Here is a 20,187-nt window from a genome sequence, read left to right as displayed (position 1 = left end):
ATTTTTCATCGCAAAGAAATAAAAATACGATATATCACGAAAAGAAGAACTTACATTCTATTTTATGATGTAGTTCAAAAAACAATAAGCGCCTTCACACAGTAAATATAACTCATTGATTTAAATGTCATTAAACCGTCTACTCGCCATATTTTTGTCACGCACTCAAAAAAAATGCAATCAATAAAAAAGCGCCTGTTTAGGCGCTTATCTTAAAAATGAGGATAGAAATTAAACTTATAAGTCAAATTGTAAGTAAACTGAATTATAATTACTTCCACCTTTAATTCTTCCGTATTGTGAAGAATTTTCAAAAATAGCAGAACGATGATGAATGCTATATCCTAACCAGACACTGTCCCATTCTCTTTTATTGAAAAGATCGCCCAAATTAATATCAAAAGAAAAATCTAAATAATTTAATAATTTACTTTCTCTATATCCTTTTCTATCCATCTCTGTTTGTTCTATATAAGATACGTGATTGATGTATGATAATCCCTCCGCTACACCAAAGCGCCATTTCGTAGGCCAAGGGATTGTTGCATAAGCTTTTATGGCAACAACAAATTCTGAACTAAGATTCTGAACATCTGATTTCCAGTGTTGGACATAGCCAGGGGTTAAATATAGATCAAGAGGAAGTGAAAACAACTCATCAGTCAGAGGTAAACCATAAAATACCGAAGTCATTTGGTTATTATGCGGATCTTTTTCTGAATCTAAACGAATAATATCACCAATATTAGATGGTGTTGCCCATCCATGAGCAACTCTCAAATAAGGTTTATTACCAATATTTTTTCTTGTTGGTTTGCCTTCTTCAGCAAAGAAACCGACACCAAGAAAATATTCATACTCCCAACGATTATCAATATATTGACTATCGTATGCATTGGCGTCTAATCGAGAAACATAAGTTCCGCCAAGAAGGTAAAGATTTGAAATTACGTGGTAGCGAGACATAAAGCCAGCTTTAAAATCAATTCCCGAACCAATACTTTGGTTAGAATCATCACTCAGGCCGTAATAGTAATTGTTAAACTCAGCTTCTTTAAATCGAGTTTCGATTGTTGGATTAAACCACCAATCACCAGAACTAATTTCAGCCCCTAACTTAAAATTCAAATAGGAACGAAACTCAGGATCTACCATCACTTCTGAATCAAAAAACCATTCATCATTTATTTGATAACGCGCTTGAAGGCCAGTATCAACAACATCTCCACCAGCTTTATTCTGCACTTCTTTTGGCAAATCAAAATAACGTAACCTCATTAAAGCACTAAATTGCCAATCGCTCGCTTCATAAATATAAACTCCACCTTCCATGCCATTTATAAACACGTATTCATTTTCAAAAAACATCATTGGAATGAAGGTTGAAACTGTTTCTGATTCAGTTTCATAAGGAATACTTGCTGTTCTAATTACCCCAGCAATACCCCAGTTCTTTTCAGTTTCTAATGATTCTTCATTTGTATTTTTAGTTTCTTCTGCAACAGAGAAAAAACTCATAAATAAAAATGAAAATATCCAGTTCAATGATTTTTTTTGAAAATAAAAAAGATTAGACAAAATAGCTCTCTAGATGAATAAATTTTGATATATGTGATGAATAGATAAGCAATTGAAGTAAAAAAACAATTCAATCAACTTTATAATTTGAGTATAGTGTCGTTATTAAAAAATATAAATCATCGCCTTGAGAAATTAACGTGAAAATTTCAGAATTGATTCAAAATTTACAAAGCATTCAAAAAGAACATGGCAATGATATTGAAGTCGTTACAGGCGAAGAATGGTTCCCTGAACAGCTGTTAACTTCTTCAGTTAATCATAATATGGCTTTTTTAAAGTTTGATCGTTTACCTTGCGATATTCCTGCAGAGATAGACGCCCGCGGTTTTCTAGAACACGAAGAAATTTTAATAAAACAATTAGTAAACAATGTGATTTTTAGCGAGCTAGAACCAGAAATGATGGTAGATAAACTGACCGACATGCTCGTATTTAGTCATGAAAATATTAGTTGCGATGTTATCGAACATTTTAGTCAATTAGAAAATAAAAAAATAGGCGTATAGCACGCCTATTTTTTTTGTCTTAATTAAGATAAAGGATACCAAAACAATGATGTATCCATTATTTTTTTAGTAATAGCTAAAGAAACAACCAAAAATAAACTAAGCATTATTAATTTATCTGTTTTAGTAATACTTTTTTCGCTAAACCAAGTTCTGCTTTTTCCTCGGCCAAAACCACGTAATACCATTGCATTTGATATTTCATCAGCTCGATCTAAGCTTGAGAATATCAATGGGCCTAAGATTTTCGCCAAATTACTAATTCGCGTAAATACAGAAACATTTTTTGATAAATCGACACCTCGTGCTTGCTGTGCATGCATAATATTAACAAAGTCGCTTTTCACTTCCGGTAAATAACGAAGCGTTAAGCTCACGGCATAAGCAATCTTATAAGGTAGTCCTATTCGATTTAGACTTGCAGCAAACTCTGTTGGGTGCGTTGTAAAAACAAACACTAATGCAATTGGAAACATACTAAAATATTTTAGTGTTACCGTGACCAAATAAAAAAGTGTCTCTTGTGTAACGACATAATTACCGAAAATAGGAAACAATTCTGTCGTTGTACCTATCAATTCATTTCCTTGATTTGGTGCAAGTAAAAACATAAAAACAGCATTCATACTTAAAACCGATAATGTACCAATAAGTAACGGTTTATAAGCAATGTATGGTACTTTTGTTTCTTTTAATAAAAACAAACCAAATAAAATTAATGGAATAATAATTCGTAAATCAAACGTTGTTAGTACTACTGTTATCCAAGAGATAAAAAGAAGAAACTTAGTTACGCCATTTAAACGATGTAACCATGTATCAATATCTACATAGTTAATTCCAAAGCTTTGCTTCTTAGTGGACATTTTTCGTACTCTCACACTCTTCAGTAATAAACTGTGTTATAAACCCATTAATATTTTCAATATCCACTTTCTGAGCTAACTCAAATAAGCTTGTTACTGTTAAATTTGCTCTATTTAGCAACTCTGGTTGACTAAATGCCTGTGTAACAGACTCATCAGCAATACAATGACTATCAGCAATAACAATCGCTCTTGTCGTATGCTCAAGAACCAAATGCATATCGTGTGAAATAATAATAACGGTTAATCCAAGAGCTCTATTTAACTGATTAATAAAACCAAGCATAGACGTATAATTACGGTAATCTTGTCCAGCAGTCGGCTCATCAAGGATTAATAACTCAGGCTCTAATACCAAAATTGAAGCGATTGTGACTCGTTTTTTCTGACCATAGCTTAAAGCATCAATTGGCCAATGACGAAAACGGCTTAAACCACACAGTTCTAAAGCATTAAGTACTTTTTTCTCAATATCACTTTCAGATAATCCACTATTAACTAAGCCGAAAGCAACTTCATCATAAATCATATGATGTGAAATCATGTGATTTGGATTTTGCAGTACAACACCAACTTTCTGAGAACGCTCATAAATAGACAATTCAGATAAATCAGAGCCGCTTAACTGGATACTTCCTTGATCAGGTTGCAAAACTCCCATGATCAATTTAGTAATCGTTGATTTACCCGAGCCATTTTTACCAAGAATAGAAACGAATTCGCCTTTATTAACGGTAAAACTGACATTTTCAAGAGCATTAACTTCGCCATCATAAGAATACGTTAGATCCTTAATAGTTAATAACGCTTGCTCTGCATCCACTAACGATTCATTGAAGCATTCATCTTTAAACCAGTTAGTCACTTCTTTATGAAATTGAACTGGGTTTACACCACTTAATGGCGTAATCGGCTTTAAAGCGTCCAAAGCAACATTTGTTTGTTTTAATAACGAGATGTATAGCGGTTCACGGATACCATGCTTCTCTAATAAAGGAGATTTCAATAACGCATCAGGCGTCATATCTGCAATAATTTCCCCCTGATCCATTAAAATAATACGGTCAACCGATCTATGCAGAACATCTTCTAATCGATGCTCAATAATAACAACGGTCTTACCGCTATTTTTATGCAGGTCATCGATAATCTCTATTGTCGCTTTACCTGTTTTTGGGTCTAAACTCGCTAAAGGTTCATCAAACAATAAAAGATCAACATCATCGACAAGAATACCACCTAGCGATACTCGTTGTTTTTGGCCACCACTAAGATCGTAGGGAGATTTTTTCAATAATGACTCTAAATCCACCATCTTTGCGGTATCACGAACTATCGGATACATTTTTGCTCTTGAAACCATCTGATTTTCAAGTGCAAAAGCTATATCTTCGCCCACAGTTAACCCTACAAACTGGCTATCTGTATCTTGTAAAACTGTACCGACATTTTCGGTATACTGCTCAATCTTCCATTCAGATACATTCGTATCATTAATCGTCAATTGACCTTGTGATTCACCTTTAATGGTGTGCGGAATTAGGCCATTTAGGCACTGACCTAATGTTGATTTGCCGCTTCCACTTGGTCCTATAATTAGGATCTTTTCACCTTGCTCTATCCTTAGATTAATATTTTTCAGCGTCGGTTTATCCTGTGACGCATATCGAAAAGAGAAATTAGAAAAGGTTACGCTCATTAATTATGGCGCCTCTGTTAAATTAGTACTTTGTTTTTTACGCTTCGCTAAATTGTTTAAAATAAAATAGCCAACAATTGCGATTAAGAACGTATTACCTGCTGCGATAATACACAGTTGCATAAATACTTTTGTAAATGGTTCTGCGTATAAAATAGTATCTAAAAATGCAGAAGTACCATAACCGAACACATTGCCGAAAAAAGCCAATACAACGAAAATTAAGAAGTCTTTCTTATCAAATAAACCTGATTCAATTCGGTTCTTAGTAATGATTGGAAATAAACCAATAATCATACCAACAATACCCGAGCCTAATACCCATGTAAGCCAAACGCCCCAACCAGCAAATAGATCCGTCACCCAGTGACCGATAAAACCAACCAGAAAGCCTACAATTGGACCATATAGCACAGAGAATAGTGCCAGCACAGCCATAGCGGGTTTTAATGTTGTGTTTGCAAAGACTGGAATACCAAACATTGGTAAACCACCAATACCATATAGCGCAGCGCCTATAGCAATAACAACAACAGTTTTAGCAGAAAGGTTCATAGTGTTCGCCTTGAAGCAAAAATGAGATTATAGGAAAGAAAGGCGCGCATTATACAGTAACTCACTCGGTTTGGAAATGTTTACATCTAGACGGCTATATGTTTTTTATATAAAAAAGCTCACTAGCATAGTGAGCTTAAAATCATAAATTTTTACTATCGTTCATATATAGACATATTATATTTTTCAGTATTTAGATTTGAAGAAAAAACAAAAATATAACGATTATCTTCCGAGAGCTGTATTTCTTTAATAAACATATTCTCTTCATTAACAACCAATGGTAAATCTAGTGTAAAAAATGCACCTTCATCTGATTGAATATCATATATATCGATTTTCCTTTCACTGAAGTCATAATGAGCTGCCAAAGTTCCATCTAAAGAAACAAAAGTGCGATTCCATACATCATCATTCAATCCAACGTTTCCAATTACAATAGCTTCACTATTATAAATTCTATTTTGGAAAGACACACGCTCACCAGTAGCGCTAATCGAAAATGAGTCCAAATAAAAAGCATAACTACTGTTCGTATTTAATACATTAAATTTATTATTTCGTACATCATAGACATAAGCATTTCTTGGAGAAGATATGCCTGTTGAATCCGTCCATATTAGGTGCGTTCCATTCTTACTTAAGATCACATTAGGTGAATAAACACTTGGATAATTGACTGTCGCTAATTCCCAATTTGGATAATTGTAAATACTAGGCCATTGATTTGTATCAATAACAACAGTTTCTCCCGTGTAATATTGGCCAATAAAGCCAAAGTCCATGTAACCACAATGTGTGACACTTGGTGCATCCACAGTCACTTTTGTATCCAAATCAATTTTCGTCATAGAGCATGCAACACTGGACGTTAATAGCTGTGTACCATTATCAATAATCGCTAGTCCCTTAGGGCTCTCTCCTACAATTTGCTCGACTATCCATTGCTCATTGTCATGAGAGATTTCATATAATAGATTAGTCCAATTTGAGTAACTTCTAAAATAAAAGCGCTCCCTTTCTGAATCATAAATAACTTTTGATGCTGGGTTTTCTGGTAAGTTTATTGACGCAACGGGAAATACTGGAGCATGACGAACAACAACTTTTGCCTCTCCTCGTAAATAATCTAAGCGGTTTTCAATAGAAAAATTAATTTCTTGCTCTACTGTATTAGCTTTAATATTAAGTTCAACTTCATTATCACTAATATAATTAACCGATTGAATAATTGGAGTAAATGCTTTGAAGTCCTCCTCTGTTAATGACATCAAATTATTACCCCATACTCTTACGGTAATTTCATCTGATGTATAAAGAACATACGGAGAAATCTGTTGAATATCAGTAAAATCTATCTCTACATCAAACTCAATTTTACGTGTTTTTGGGAACAGTAAGTCACCATATTGATATTCAAACTCAATCCATTGTTGATATATACCGTTATTTTGAGATAACAGATCAAATTCAAGACTAATATCGACACTATTTAAATTCTGAGTAACAGAGATCATAGGGCTTGAACTAATAACATTCCATATAACACCTTCACTGGTAGGAGTAACAGGAATAGTCATATTTAGTTCAGATGCTATCGTTTCGTTATTTATCGTTAACTTGTTTACATTACCAATATTAAATTCAGGTTCTGTTACGAGATAAACAATTTTCACTTTTCTAAAGCGATAATTTTGGTCTAAAAACTCAATATATCCGACATGCTCTCCAACACTCAGATCTGTTTTTATGATCTTAGCTTTGTATTGATTATTAACAACTTCAACATCTAACCAGTCCCAATCACTAAATGCACCATAAGTAATATAAGTACTGTTTCCTTCAACTGGCCCCGAATCTGAAACGGAAATCATACTTTCTAAAGATACATTTTGCTTTCCAGCAACTACGGTAAATACAAGCGGCTCTTTTATTGTTAATTCAATAGGAACATCTTTATATGCTACGCTACCATTGCTGTATGCCGTTACAAATCGTAATGCCGAGTTATAAACTCCTGTATCAACATTGCCATGTAAGTAAACTCGAAAAACGGCCTGATTTGAGGTTATGCTTTGTTTATCTACTCCTAGCCAAATAGGAACTTCATTGACCCCTTTAGGCATTCCGACCAATACACCTTCGCCTTGATAATTTACTGTAACATCGACTTCATAAATATCACCTTGATATACAGATGCCGTAATTTGGCTGGCATTTAATGTTATGGAAGCCGTTCCTCCTCCTCCTCCATCGTCATCACTACCACCGCACCCAACTAAAAATAAACTTAATAAAGTAAATACAAGTTTCTGTAGGTATCTCATTTTATTCCCTTAAATTGATAACCAATAATGCGTAATTTTATCGTTTATCTAACAACGTACTTACTTTGTTTTATACAAAAAAATAACTTTAGGGCTGAGATAACATGATACTAAATAACAATTTTATAAGTTGCATATAAAGTGTCGAGTAGAATCCGCTTAAAACAAAAATAGATAACAATGAAAGCAAATAGTAAGTAGGTATGAAGATATCTGTATGGATTATTGTGAAATGACGCTTTTGCAGGAATAAAAAAGGCTCATCATTTCTGATGAGCCTTCTTAAAAGATGGTGCCCCGGGCCGGACTTGAACCGGCACAGCGCGAACGCCGAGGGATTTTAAATCCCTTGTGTCTACCAATTCCACCACCAGGGCACGCAATTTCTTGCGATGCCGATTACTGAAAAGTAAAACACCATCTGTAATTATCGCTATTGCAATAATTTTCAATTTGGAGCGACACACGAGGTTCCCGATCTTCAAGGCTTAGGCGTGACCTCAACCTTGCTTAGGTTGCTCTTTCATACAAAAGAACATTCCGCGTATCTCACTTTAAAATTTGGAGCGACACACGAGGTTCGAACTCGTGACCTCAACCTTGGCAAGGTTGCGCTCTACCAGCTGAGCTAGTGTCGCATTGCATAAAGAAATGGAGGCGCCTCCCGGAATCGAACCGAGGTCCACGGATTTGCAATCCGCTGCATAGCCACTCTGCCAAGGCGCCATTCTTTATATTAACTTGCTTACCTAAGTAAGCTAATAGATGGTGCCCCGGGCCGGACTTGAACCGGCACAGCGCGAACGCCGAGGGATTTTAAATCCCTTGTGTCTACCAATTCCACCACCAGGGCACGCAATTTCTTGCGATGCCGATTACTGAAAAGTAAAACACCATCTGTAACTACCGCTATTGCAGTAATTTTTAATCTGGAGCGACACACGAGGTTCCCGATCTTGAAGGCTTAGGCGTGACCTCAACCTTGGTAAGGTTATTCTTTCATACAAAAGAACATTCAACGTATTTCACTTTAAAATCTGGAGCGACACACGAGGTTCGAACTCGTGACCTCAACCTTGGCAAGGTTGCGCTCTACCAGCTGAGCTAGTGTCGCATTGTATAAAGAAATGGAGGCGCCTCCCGGAATCGAACCGAGGTCCACGGATTTGCAATCCGCTGCATAGCCACTCTGCCAAGGCGCCATCTCTTTTACGGGGCTTAATGTAACCGATTTAAAAAAAGAGTCAAATAAAAATTAGCATTTAACTCTCCGTTTGTAGACTTTATCGCCAAAATGCTGACAAATCAGCTAACATGTTGAAAAAACGGTCTATTTTGGTCGCCATACTTTTATTTCAGATTGCGGCTTACCTTGCTCTTTACGATCATTTTTACGCTTAGGTGCCGATTTGCTAAAACGCCCTTCTTTGGCTTTTTCACGACGATTTTCTTTAAACGTATTATTTGAATGATGATTTCTTCCTGAACTCGCTTTTTTCAATACGCGAACTTTACCATCAATTTCTTTTACTTTGCGAGACGCTTCTTCTGTCTTACTTGATGTTCCAATCATTCCGTTTAGCTGGTCCATCTCAGCTTGACTTAAATAACGCCATTCTCCAGAAGCAAGCTTACCTAGATCAATATTCATAATACGAACACGTTTTAATTTGAATACTTCATAATCTAAGTACTCACACATTCTACGAATTTGACGATTCAATCCTTGAGTCAAAGTGATACGAAATACAAATCGAGATTCTTGCTTAATCTTACATGGCAAAGTTACCGTATCTAGGATCGGTACACCCGCAGCCATTTTTTGTAAAAACTCATCAGTAATCGGCTTATCAACACGAACCACATATTCTTTTTCATGGGCGTTACCCGCTCGCAGGATCTTATTTACAATATCGCCATCATTAGTTAAGAATATTAAACCATCCGACGGTTTATCCAATCGACCAATAGGAAAAATACGCTGCTCATGATTAATGTAATCAACAATATTACCTTCAACATGTCGCTCTGTCGTACAAGTAATTCCAACAGGCTTATTAAAAGCAATATAAATACGATCTTGTTTCTCTTTTAACGGCTTCCCATCAACCAAAACTTCATCGCCATCAGCTACTTTCGTTCCCATCTCAGGGATCTTGCCATTAATCGTAATACGTTGTTGATCGATAAGTTTATCGGCTTCTCTTCGTGAGCAATATCCCGTATCACTAATAAATTTATTCAGACGGGTTAATTTAGGTTCTGGTGATGTCATGATGTACCTCAAAAAAGTGAACAGCCGCAGTGTATCAGAAACGAATAAATATCCAATAAAAAAGCACCCTAAACCAATGCTTAGGGTGCTTTACTACAACGTAAATAAATAATTATTTCGTTTCAATATCAGTATCAGTTGTCTTTACCTGCTCACTAGTCTCATTTGCTGTTGTCTCTATCGCAGCAGACTCAACTTTGGTCTCAGTGCTTTCTACTGGCACCACTTCAGTATTATCGGTGGTAGTTATTGTCCCTTCTTCTTTCACCATCTCTTGAGCGTGCTCTGTTTCAAGCGCTGGAGACGTCTGCTTTTCAGCATCAGATGGGGCTTCATTCGCTTCTTTATTTACTGTTGTCTTTTCGGCGTCTTCTTTTGCTTTATATGTTGCAATTACGCTGTTCAAGTTATTAATTAAATTATCATTTCGTTCTAATTGTTGCGTTAATACTAGAACTTGTTTTTGAACATTTGCTCGTGCATCTGTTTGCTTCTCAATCGTACCGTTTAATGTTTCGATTTCTGAATTTAACTCTTTAATCTTCTTTTCTAAATCAGCTGTATTATTTATAGCATGCATTTGTTGTACAGCAGATAAGATCTCTGTTGTTTGCATACGTAATGGCTGATCACGGTAATCATCACCATTTATTGCTTGTGAAATCGATAACAGTTTATTTTCAAACTCTAAAACCGATTGTTCAAATTGACCATTCTTTACTGCTTTTAATAGCTTAACTTCAGCAGCCATATTTTTTAGGTGATCTAATTGAAAACGAGTTTTAGCAACTACATCGGCAATTAAATCTTGATCTCTATTATTTGCTTGAACCGCTTTTTTCGTTTTATCCAGTTCTGCTTTTGTTTGCCCATAACTAATAGGAGCAATGGCTTTAAAGCCTTTTTGCGTCAATTGAGAAAATTCTTTTTCTAATGGCTTAACATGAATTGTTAATGAGGTATCAATCTCAATCACTTTTGCTTTTGTTAGAAACTCAGCTTGTTCAGTTTGAGCTTCAGCAATGTCTTCTTCAATTACAGTTACAAACAAGGCTTTATATTGATTGTATAAACTAGAGAAATCTTGCGGATAATATTTTGCAACATCGATAGATTGCATATAGTTCATTTGCGCAATAGCATCAGACAAAACTGTATCAGCTTTATTCTTATACGTTTTTAATTTATCTAACTGTAAGTTAGCATTCTTAATTAGTGCGATATATTTTGCGGAATAAGAACCAGAAGAGAACATCGAATACTCTTCATTTATTAATGCTGGCTCTTGCTCTACTTCAAGATAAATTTCTTTTGCTTCATTCCATTCATCCATCATTAGGCTATATGAATCTTCTGAGTAAATTTTAAACTCAGCGGCTGAATCAAATACCGTTTTATCAAAATTATATTGTTTCTGTAACGCCTCAAATGTTGAAACTACAGGCGTATTTATTTCTGATGTTTGTTCTACTGCTGTTGCCTCTTCGTTTGTACTTTGACAACCAACCACACTCATCAATGCTGAAGCAACCACTGCTATTTTGAAATATTGTTTCATCCTAAATCCACATCTTTATTATTAGACACTTGTCTTATTTATTGGAAGGGCGATATTACTATAACATTTCAATTTAATCAGCATTACGTATGTAAAAAAACAAAACATAAAATTCAGGCATAAAAAAGCCGCTCATAGTATGAGCGGCCAAATCAAAAAATTAACTATATTAAGTAAAATTAGTCACCTGCGAACATGTAACCTTCACCATGAACAGTAACAAAGATTTGTGGGTTTTTAGGATCCACTTCCATCTTTGCTCTCATGCGTCTAATTAATACGTCAATTGTTCTATCGTTTGGTGCATCAACACGGTGGCTAATCATATTTAAAATACGTTCACGAGATAAAACCGTATTAGGGTAAGAAGACAACGCAACTAACAATTCATATTCGGCTTTAGTTAATTTAACTGGTTCACCGTTATTTGATAATGCTCTACGTTGAATATCAAATGTCCATTCACCAAAACGAACAACGTTAGACTCATCTAACTCAACTGGCTCGTTTGCAAGTGACATACGCCAAAATAGATTTTTAACGCGTACAAGTAATTCACGTAACTCAACGGGTTTCGTTACGTAATCGTCAGCACCCATCTCTAGGCCAACGATTCGATCAATACTATCTGTACGTCCTGTTACTAAAATAATACCAATATTGGATTGGCTACGTAATTCACGCGCCAACAATAAACCGTCCTCTCCTGGTAGGTTTATATCAAGCATAATTAAATCAACTTTTTGTTCAGCTAAAATAGAACGCATTTCTGCACCTGTTTCAGCCTCGCTCACTTGATATCCCTCGGCTTCAAAGTAGCCTACAAGTTTAGAGCGAGTTACCACTTCGTCTTCAACAACTAAAATGTGATAGCTCATAATCTTCTCTTTATTTTTGGTTATTTGGATAGTTCTTATCTTATTCTATTCATAATCTGTAATAATGCCAATTCTCAATTGATATTTCTGTATTTTATTTGATTCAAAACAATTATTAATAAAAATTGAGCTTTAACCTTTACAAACATCTTTATACACCCTGTTAATGATAGGTGCTATTCCTTTTCATACTTATCCAGTACAATTTAGGAATAATTTTTTTGGAGCATAAGATAAATGAACGAACTTACTGCGTTTAATGAGCAACGCGCTGAAATATACTGGTGGCTATCTAGCCTATTATCAGCAGAATTAACGACAGAACAACTTGAGCAATATGGCAGTTTTGAAGTACGTACTTTTCTATCTAATTTAGCTGAAACACCAGAACTAAGTGATTCAGTTAATGCATTAATTGAAAAATTAAATGCCGTGCAAGGTCGTGAAGATGCACAACTTGAACTTTCTGCTGATTTTTGTGATGCCTTTTTAGGCTCAGATAAAAGTAGTGCGCTACCGTACGCTTCTATGTATCTTGATAAATCAGGTTTACTAAACGCAAAACCTGCTCAAGATATGCGTGAATGGCTTACAAAATACAATATTGCACAAAAAGCTGAATTTAATGAGCCTGCTGACCACATTGCCATTGAATTAGATTTTTTAGGTAATTTAATTGTGATGACAAATCAGCAAGCTTCTGAAGATGAATTTGAAACTTATATGAATGCTCAACTAACCTTTATTAATGAGCAACTGTTAAGTTGGACACCTCGATTTAATGAAATTTGCATCGAAAGAGATAAATTTGGTTTCTATGCTGCAGTAACAGGCTTACTTGTTACATTCCTAAAGCTAGATGTGAAATTTCTTGCTGGCGAATAATATAAGATAATTGCTTTTATTATTTATGTTAAAAAATATGTGATATAAATCAAAAGCAATATCAAAATTTATTAAATCAGTAATTGTTTGCACTATGCTTTAAAGATAAAATGTGATCGCAAACGATAAAATTTGTATTGAAATGAAAACCGCATTTTACGCGGTTTTTTTCATTTTTAACCAGGGCCTATTTATCTTCCATCAGTTCTTCTAGTTTAGAGCTACACCTTTTTTGTTGGAAAATAAATAGCCCCTTATTACCTATTATAAGGTTTATATATGGCTACTATTAAAGATGTGGCGAAGCTGGCAGCAGTTTCAACAACCACCGTTTCTCACGTGATAAATAAAACGCGCTTTGTTGCTGAAGCAACACAAAAACGTGTTTGGGAAGCAGTTGAAGAATTAAACTATGCTCCAAGTGCGGTAGCACGCAGCTTAAAGTGTAATACAACACGTACTATTGGTATGTTAGTAACACAATCATTTAACCCATTTTTTGCAGAAGTAATGCATGGTGTTGAAAACTATTGTTACAAGCAAGGTTACACACTATTCATGTGTAATACTGAAGGCGACCTAGAAAAACAAAAACACTATTTAAGAATGTTGGCGGAAAAACGAGTAGATGGCCTACTTGTAATGTGTTCAGATTTAAATGAACAATTACTGACCTTACTTGAAAAAAACACCGAGCTACCAATGGTTATTATGGACTGGGGTCCTGATAGCCCGCGTACAGACAAGATCATTGATAATTCAGAAGAAGGCGGTTACTTAGCGACGAAGCATCTTATTGAAAATGGTCACACTCATATTGCATGTATCACAGGTCAAGCTGATAAAGTGACTTGTAAAGAACGAGTTCGAGGTTTTGAAAGAGCTCATGCTGATGCAAATTTATCTTTTAATCCAGAATGGATTCTAGAAGGTGATTTTGAGTGTGCGTCTGCATCTAAGGCGGTTGACAAAATTCTTTCTATTGAAGAAAGCAAACGCCCTACTGCACTATTCTGTTTTAATGACATTATGGCATTAGCTGCAATTAGTAAGATTCAACAATCAGGCTTACGTGTACCTGAAGATATTTCAGTTATCGGTTATGACAATATTGAATTGTCTGCGTATTTCTCACCACCATTAACAACGATCCATCAACCTAAACGCCGTGTAGGTAAAACAGCGGTTGAGATTTTGTTGGAACGAATTAAAGATAAAGATCATGAAAGACGTATATTCGAAATGCAACCAGAGGTTGTTACACGTAGCAGTGTTTTAAATCGCCTTAAATAATTTGCCTGACTTCATAATAAAAACCATGCCAACGAGCATGGTTTTTTTATGCTTACTAAACTCAATCTTAATTCTCAATAATAAAAAACCTATAAATACTGACTATCGATCTCTGAATTTTTATAAATATCAATATTAAAAGTATTAAATAAGAGAAAAGTTGAACCGACCTAACAAATTTCGATGAAATATTTTGGAACTAATATCACATTTATGAATTTTCTGTTCCAACATTTCTTATTGATTGCTATATCATCAATCTTGTCACGAACATGGCAAACTACATGAAAATGTAGGACGCAAAGCTTCCGGCCTAAGTATTTATATAAGGTAGCGGGGTTGCCGACGGCAAGTGGTCGATTCTATCCCTTGTTAATTTTTACGTTAAAATAACAATACTTAGTTTTCAACTTGCTACTATTTCCTCGGGCTCAGTTGTTTAGTGACATAGACTTACTAACCGAGAATTATTGCAATGGATAAACCAGTATTAAAAGACTCACTTCGTCTACTATCTTCACTAGGAAAGATCACTTCTCGCTCTATGTTTGGGGGATTTGGAATCTTCATTGACGACACCATGTTTGCTCTTGTAGTTCAAGATAAGCTTCATTTAAGAGCAAGTGACGAAACAATTAATTTATTTAAAGAACAAGGCTTTGAACCATACGTTTATAAAAAACGTGGATTCCCAGTTGTAACAAAATATTTTGCTATATCTCCTGAATGTTGGGATGAACCAGATTCAATTTTGATTCAAGCGGTTGTTGCTTTAGATGTAGCGAAAAAAGATAAAGAAAAACAAAAATCAGCAGGTCCTTCTCGTATTAAAGATTTACCTAACTTACGACTTGCAACAGAAAGAATGCTGAAAAAAGCAGGAATTACAACAGTTGAAGAACTGAAAAACACGGGCTCTGTTAATGCTTATAAAGCAATACAGCAAACACATTCAAGTTCAGTAAGTGATGAATTATTATGGTCTTTAGAAGGGGCTATAAAAGGAATGCACTGGTCTGTAATTTCTGCAGAAACACGTAATGAATTAAGAAAACAGCTATAATTAATATTGTTTTAGATTCATTTTTATTATGTTGTATTCTATAACGCATAGAATACAACATAATCACTACTATCAGCCTTAATCGACTGGTTCTTCATCTACTTGCATCATAAAATCAGTAATCCAACCAATTAATAATATCATTAGCCAAGAAACCATAATTGAATTTGGTACTTCAAACTTTGGCGAAATAATTAATGTAGAAAAACCAATAACAGGTAAAAGCCAAGATAGCATAGGTAACCAATTTCTATACTTTGATCTTCCGATACTTTGTAAACACACAATCAGCCCTGTAATCGACAATGCTACCAAGGCTGCATGTTGTAAACCTCCAATCCATAAAGGAATAACAAGAACTAATGGCCACCACGCATTTCGATTAACTGGTTTCCAACTTCTTGCCGCAATCCAAACTAATATGACACATACAATTTGAGTCAATGTAGCCCACGCACTTCCAGTTAATTTTTCTTCATATTGTAAAGCCATGATCCCAGCTTGCATCGCAATAACAACAGCAGCAATAAATACGATTAAGTGTATGCTTTTACGGTGTGAAAAGATCACCATTAATAATGGAAACAAAGTCCAAACAGAAATAGATAATGGCATTGGTTGGTATTGAAGTGTAAAACCAAATAATGATAAGCCAATTAACAATACCCAAGTAGCAACCCCTCCTTGAGGGATCAACCATAAAATAGGTATCGCCAAAGCCAATAATGGTAGCTCTCCCCCACTAACACCAAATGCTAAAACGCCAACAATAACTAAAACAAAACTTAAAATGATCGATAACACTGCTAGAAACATCGCTTTCCCTCCATGGATCAGAGTTGTTCACTTTGTTATTATTCCAGTGTAGCGTTATTAATCATCTTTATCACTGACCCACTTCACTTTTTTATTAAGGGTTTGTTTATGAACGAATTCACGCAGAGCATTTATTTAAACTTAACCCAAATTCCATTCGGACGAATTATCAGCTATGGGCAACTAGCTAAACTTGCAGGTTATCCAAATCATTCAAGACATGTAGGTAAAATACTATCTCGTCTTCCTGAAGATACTTCTTTACCATGGTTTAGAGTTGTTAGTTCACAGGGAAAAATTTCATTATCAGGAGATAATTTTATTCGTCAGCGTAAGGCACTAGAAAAGGAAGGATTAACAATAAGGGATGATGGAAAAATTCTAAATTTCAAGCAAGTAATAATGCAATAATAGCACTATTACTTGCTTAAATAGATCGATTACTGACGAACACCTTTCAGTAGTAGATCTTGGTTTAGTGTTGCAGCTTCATCAGTAATTACTGCGTAATTAGTATCAGTAGTAAAACGTAATTTACCATCAACTTTAATTGTTGCACGTACCGCATAACGATGATTAGCTTGAATATCTGCTGTATTGAATTCTAAAGAGTAAGCAAACGGAGATGAATTTTCACCTACTTCAAACGTTTGTTCTGTGATAGTTTTCGATGGTGCATCAGCTAAAGAAATATCCTCTAAAGTAACGGTTACAACCGCATTTGCAGGTAATGCAATACGCTCACGATAACCTACTGTACCGGTTACTGATTGTGTTGCTGCGGCTTCAACTACTGGTGCAACTTCTGTTTCAACAACGTCAACTTGTTCAACGACTTCTTGTTGAGGTGCTACTGTTGTTTCTTTTTCTGATTTATCAGATGAATTGCAACCGACCATTGTTAATCCTGTAACGACTGATAAAGCTACTAATAATGACTTTTTCATTTTATTCTCTCTAATTTAATTGCCATTCAAAACCACGCTGAATATAGACTGATTATTTATATCTGTCTCTCTATTCTCGATATCTTTGACACAAAACTGACTCAATAAGCTTATTATTACAGTGATTTGATATAAACTTATCTTTAATTAACATTATATTTAACTTATTGAACTCAATCTGAATATCTTTAAAATAGAGTTATTATTTGAGAGTGATCATACAGGCCAAAAAATGAACCAACCACTTAACGAATTACTTAATTTGCTACAACTAGAGCAATTAGAGCAGGGTCTTTTCCGAGGACAAAGCGAACATTTAGGTCTACCACAAGTTTATGGTGGTCAAGTTATTGGACAAGCACTCTCAGCAGCTCGCTATACGGTTGATAATGATAGAACAGTTCATTCCTTTCATAGCTACTTTCTTTACCCTGGCGATCCTGAAAAAGCCATTATCTATGATGTTGAAAACTTACGAGATGGCAGAAGCTTCAGTACCCGCCGTGTAAAAGCGATTCAAAATGGTCGCCCTATTTTCTATCTAACAGCTTCTTATCATGGTGATGAACCAGGCTTTGAGCACCAATCACACATGCCTGAAATCGCAGGCCCCGAAAACTTTGCATCAGAAACACAATTAGCAGAAGCGATCAAACATGTTTTACCACCAACGGTACAAAAAATATTCTGTGGTGAAAAACCCATCGAAGTTCGCCCTGTCAATATTGTGAATCCACTGGCTCCGAAAAAAGCGGCACCTACACAACATTTATGGATCAAAGCCAACGGTGAATTACCTGATAACCAATTAATTCATCAATACTTATTAGCTTATGCTTCTGATTGGGGCTTTTTACCAACCGCTCTTCATCCACATGAAGTGAGTTTATTAACACCGAACTTCCAAGTGGCTACGATTGATCATTCCATGTGGTTCCATCGTCCATTTAAAATGGATGAATGGTTGCTTTATTCAATTGAAAGCACAAATGCAAGTGGCTCACGTGGGCTAGTAAGAGGGGAAATATTCAATCAAAAAGGTCAACTTGTTGCTTCTGCTATGCAAGAAGGCGTGATGCGAATGAAGAAAAAATAAACGTTCTTTCTTTTTCTATCGGTCAGGCTATCGTTGCCTGACCTATTTATTTGAATGTAAAATTATAGCGGCAATTCAGTCGTGTATTTCAGCGGCTCCATAGCAAATGTACTGGTTACATTTGATATGTCATCAATACTATTAACCAACTTCTTATAAAACCCGTCAAACGCTTTCATGTCTTCAGCAAGTACTTTCATCATATAGTCGTATTCTCCAGCCATTCGATAAAATTCCATGACTTCAGGAAAATCTGACACCGTATCAACAAACCGGTTATACCATTCTTGTGAATGATTAGAGGTTTTAATCAAAACAAACGCGTTAAAGCTCAAGCCTAGTTTTTCAGGATTAAGTAACGCTACTTTCTTTTCAATAATGCCTTCTTCTTCAAGTCTCTTTAATCGTTTCCAGCACGGTGTTGTGGTCAAATTAACTGCATCAGCTAACTCTTGTAATGAAACAGTACAATCTTTTTGCAATAATGAAAGTAAAGTTGTATCCACCTTATCTAGCTCATGCTTCCCCATAAAAACCTCAATGTAGAAAATTTTTCTATTTTATTGCTAATATGAAGTAAATATAGCAAAGTTTTTCTCATCGAACAGCGGTAAATTATTCACATAGTCACTTTTAAAGGAAAATCATTATGTGTACCGATCATAACTGGATAAATAACGCTATTCGTAAAATTGAAGCAGATTACCAACGCTCTGCTGATACGCATCTTATTAAACTTGATTTGCCTATGCTTGAAGGTATCGATGTATACCTAAAAGATGAAAGTACACATCCAACTGGTTCCCTTAAACACCGTTTAGCGCGATCTCTATTTCTTTACGCTATTTCTAACGGTTGGATTGGTCCAAACACACCAATTATCGAATCATCATCTGGCAGCACTGCCGTGTCAGAAGCGTATTTTGCGCGTTTATTAGGTTTGCCATTCATTGCCGTTGTACCTCGTAAAACAGCAACAAAAAAAATTGAAATGATAAAGTTTTATGGCGGCCAAACGCACTTTGTAGAACGTTCTGATGAGATTTACGCTGAATCTCGCCGTTTAGCAGAAGAATTGAATGGTCATTACATGGATCAATTTACTTATGCTGAGCGTGCCACTGACTGGCGTGGTAACAACAACATTGCAGATAGTATTTTCCGTCAAATGAAATTAGAAGACCACCCAGAGCCAACATGGGTTGTAATGAACCCGGGCACAGGTGGCACTTCAGCAACGATCGGTCGCTTTATCCGTTATCAAAAATACAATACAAAGCTGTGTGTTGTTGACCCTGAAAATTCCGTTTTTCATGATTTCTATAAAACAGGCAATAAAGATCTAACATTAGATGCTGGCAGTAAAATTGAAGGGATTGGTCGCCCTCGCGTAGAACCAAGTTTTATTCCTGGTGTTATTGATGAAATGCGTACTATCCCGGATGTTGCTAGTGTCGCTACTGCACGTTGGTTAGAAAGCATTCTTGGACGTAAAGCCGGCGCATCCACAGGTACTAATCTATTTGGTGCATTACAACTCGCTTGTGAAATGCAACAACGTGGAGAGAAAGGTTCTATCGTCACTCTACTATGTGACAGTGGCGAGCGATATCTTGATACCTATTATAACGATGAGTGGGTTGCGAATAATATTGGTGATTTAACTCCAACTCTTTCTCTATTGGCTAATTTTGAGAAAACAGGTCAACTGTAAAACAAATTTATAATAATAACGTCAGTTTGGCTTAACACCATTTATTGGTATTAACCGCAAAGCCATCGATTATCGGTGGCTTTTTTATTACAATACCAACAAATAACTCTACTGAGATTTCTAATTAT

Annotated in this window: 18 protein-coding genes, 6 tRNA genes and 1 riboswitch; of the genes, 7 read left to right on the top strand and 17 right to left on the bottom strand. The window is 35.6% G+C overall.

What is annotated here, in order from left to right; translation table 11 throughout:
* Window positions 1-237 precede the first annotated feature (237 nt).
* A complete protein-coding gene (locus tag HC728_RS09110) occupies window positions 238-1,518 on the bottom strand; it encodes a MipA/OmpV family protein (protein ID WP_012533151.1) in 1,281 nt (426 codons plus the stop codon).
* A 200-nt stretch (window positions 1,519-1,718) separates the two neighbouring features.
* Between HC728_RS09110 and HC728_RS09105 the strand changes: the two genes are divergently transcribed.
* Window positions 1,719-2,087: a hypothetical protein gene (locus tag HC728_RS09105; RefSeq protein ID WP_011262138.1), complete on the top strand. Its 369-nt coding sequence runs from the start codon at window positions 1,719-1,721 to the stop codon at window positions 2,085-2,087.
* A 23-nt stretch (window positions 2,088-2,110) separates the two neighbouring features.
* Here HC728_RS09105 and HC728_RS09100 read toward each other — a convergent pair whose 3' ends face one another.
* The 13 genes from HC728_RS09100 to torR form a co-directional block, all read right to left on the bottom strand.
* On the bottom strand, window positions 2,111-2,953 hold the full coding sequence (locus HC728_RS09100) for an energy-coupling factor transporter transmembrane protein EcfT (protein WP_017018525.1): 843 nt from the start codon (window positions 2,951-2,953) through the stop codon (window positions 2,111-2,113).
* On the bottom strand, window positions 2,943-4,652 hold the full coding sequence (locus HC728_RS09095; protein ID WP_190395331.1) for an ABC transporter ATP-binding protein: 1,710 nt from the start codon (window positions 4,650-4,652) through the stop codon (window positions 2,943-2,945). The genes HC728_RS09100 and HC728_RS09095 overlap by 11 nt, the downstream gene beginning before the upstream one ends.
* A gap of 3 nt (window positions 4,653-4,655) precedes the next feature.
* Window positions 4,656-5,207: an ECF-type riboflavin transporter substrate-binding protein gene (locus HC728_RS09090; RefSeq protein ID WP_005419808.1), complete on the bottom strand. Its 552-nt coding sequence runs from the start codon at window positions 5,205-5,207 to the stop codon at window positions 4,656-4,658.
* Window positions 5,208-5,362: 155 nt separating this feature from the next.
* Window positions 5,363-7,534: a hypothetical protein gene (locus HC728_RS09085; protein ID WP_190395330.1), complete on the bottom strand. Its 2,172-nt coding sequence runs from the start codon at window positions 7,532-7,534 to the stop codon at window positions 5,363-5,365.
* A gap of 290 nt (window positions 7,535-7,824) precedes the next feature.
* Window positions 7,825-7,911: transfer RNA gene (locus tag HC728_RS09080), tRNA-Leu, on the bottom strand.
* Between the two features lie 185 nt (window positions 7,912-8,096).
* Window positions 8,097-8,172, bottom strand: a tRNA-Gly gene (locus HC728_RS09075).
* 14 nt (window positions 8,173-8,186) lie between these two features.
* Window positions 8,187-8,260: transfer RNA gene (locus tag HC728_RS09070), tRNA-Cys, on the bottom strand.
* Window positions 8,261-8,300: 40 nt separating this feature from the next.
* A tRNA-Leu gene (locus HC728_RS09065) sits at window positions 8,301-8,387 on the bottom strand.
* Window positions 8,388-8,572: 185 nt separating this feature from the next.
* A tRNA-Gly gene (locus tag HC728_RS09060) sits at window positions 8,573-8,648 on the bottom strand.
* A gap of 14 nt (window positions 8,649-8,662) precedes the next feature.
* Window positions 8,663-8,736, bottom strand: a tRNA-Cys gene (locus HC728_RS09055).
* 128 nt (window positions 8,737-8,864) lie between these two features.
* Entirely contained in the window at window positions 8,865-9,809 is a 945-nt protein-coding gene (gene rluF / locus HC728_RS09050; protein WP_005419811.1) for a 23S rRNA pseudouridine(2604) synthase RluF, read from the bottom strand.
* Window positions 9,810-9,921: 112 nt separating this feature from the next.
* On the bottom strand, window positions 9,922-11,367 hold the full coding sequence (locus HC728_RS09045; RefSeq protein WP_017019207.1) for a hypothetical protein: 1,446 nt from the start codon (window positions 11,365-11,367) through the stop codon (window positions 9,922-9,924).
* Between the two features lie 179 nt (window positions 11,368-11,546).
* A complete protein-coding gene (gene torR, locus HC728_RS09040) occupies window positions 11,547-12,245 on the bottom strand; it encodes a two-component system response regulator TorR (RefSeq protein WP_005419814.1) in 699 nt (232 codons plus the stop codon).
* 237 nt (window positions 12,246-12,482) lie between these two features.
* On the opposite strand from torR, the gene torD reads away from it, so the two are divergent.
* From torD to tfoY, 3 genes are all read left to right on the top strand, one after another.
* The gene (gene torD, locus HC728_RS09035; RefSeq protein ID WP_017019206.1) at window positions 12,483-13,130 is read left to right on the top strand and encodes a molecular chaperone TorD; all 648 of its coding nucleotides are present in this window, start codon (window positions 12,483-12,485) and stop codon (window positions 13,128-13,130) included.
* A 279-nt stretch (window positions 13,131-13,409) separates the two neighbouring features.
* On the top strand, window positions 13,410-14,423 hold the full coding sequence (purR, locus tag HC728_RS09030; RefSeq protein WP_190395329.1) for an HTH-type transcriptional repressor PurR: 1,014 nt from the start codon (window positions 13,410-13,412) through the stop codon (window positions 14,421-14,423).
* Between the two features lie 264 nt (window positions 14,424-14,687).
* Window positions 14,688-14,770: riboswitch (cyclic di-GMP riboswitch) on the top strand.
* 128 nt (window positions 14,771-14,898) lie between these two features.
* Window positions 14,899-15,486 (top strand): DNA transformation protein TfoY, encoded by a 588-nt coding sequence (gene tfoY / locus HC728_RS09025; protein WP_005419819.1) that lies wholly within the window; start codon window positions 14,899-14,901, stop codon window positions 15,484-15,486.
* Between the two features lie 78 nt (window positions 15,487-15,564).
* Here the strand turns inward: tfoY and HC728_RS09020 are convergent, their stop codons facing one another.
* Complete coding sequence (locus tag HC728_RS09020) at window positions 15,565-16,302, bottom strand: hypothetical protein (protein WP_012533601.1); 738 nt, start codon at window positions 16,300-16,302, stop codon at window positions 15,565-15,567.
* A 108-nt stretch (window positions 16,303-16,410) separates the two neighbouring features.
* On the opposite strand from HC728_RS09020, the gene HC728_RS09015 reads away from it, so the two are divergent.
* A complete protein-coding gene (locus HC728_RS09015; RefSeq protein ID WP_012533901.1) occupies window positions 16,411-16,713 on the top strand; it encodes an MGMT family protein in 303 nt (100 codons plus the stop codon).
* 29 nt (window positions 16,714-16,742) lie between these two features.
* Here HC728_RS09015 and HC728_RS09010 read toward each other — a convergent pair whose 3' ends face one another.
* The gene (locus tag HC728_RS09010) at window positions 16,743-17,249 is read right to left on the bottom strand and encodes a YbaY family lipoprotein (protein ID WP_017019205.1); all 507 of its coding nucleotides are present in this window, start codon (window positions 17,247-17,249) and stop codon (window positions 16,743-16,745) included.
* 232 nt (window positions 17,250-17,481) lie between these two features.
* Between HC728_RS09010 and tesB the strand changes: the two genes are divergently transcribed.
* On the top strand, window positions 17,482-18,345 hold the full coding sequence (gene tesB / locus HC728_RS09005) for an acyl-CoA thioesterase II (RefSeq protein ID WP_065622450.1): 864 nt from the start codon (window positions 17,482-17,484) through the stop codon (window positions 18,343-18,345).
* A 62-nt stretch (window positions 18,346-18,407) separates the two neighbouring features.
* On the opposite strand, the gene HC728_RS09000 is transcribed toward tesB, so the two are convergent.
* On the bottom strand, window positions 18,408-18,875 hold the full coding sequence (locus HC728_RS09000) for an Lrp/AsnC family transcriptional regulator (protein WP_005419827.1): 468 nt from the start codon (window positions 18,873-18,875) through the stop codon (window positions 18,408-18,410).
* A gap of 119 nt (window positions 18,876-18,994) precedes the next feature.
* On the opposite strand from HC728_RS09000, the gene HC728_RS08995 reads away from it, so the two are divergent.
* Entirely contained in the window at window positions 18,995-20,059 is a 1,065-nt protein-coding gene (locus HC728_RS08995) for a PLP-dependent cysteine synthase family protein (protein WP_065622451.1), read from the top strand.
* The last annotated feature ends 128 nt before the right edge of the window (window positions 20,060-20,187 follow it).

Origin of the sequence: Aliivibrio sp. S10_S31, from assembly GCF_014694495.1 — a bacterium.
In the GTDB taxonomy this organism is placed as follows: domain Bacteria; phylum Pseudomonadota; class Gammaproteobacteria; order Enterobacterales; family Vibrionaceae; genus Aliivibrio; species Aliivibrio fischeri.
This window is presented reverse-complemented; position numbering and strand designations above follow the sequence as displayed.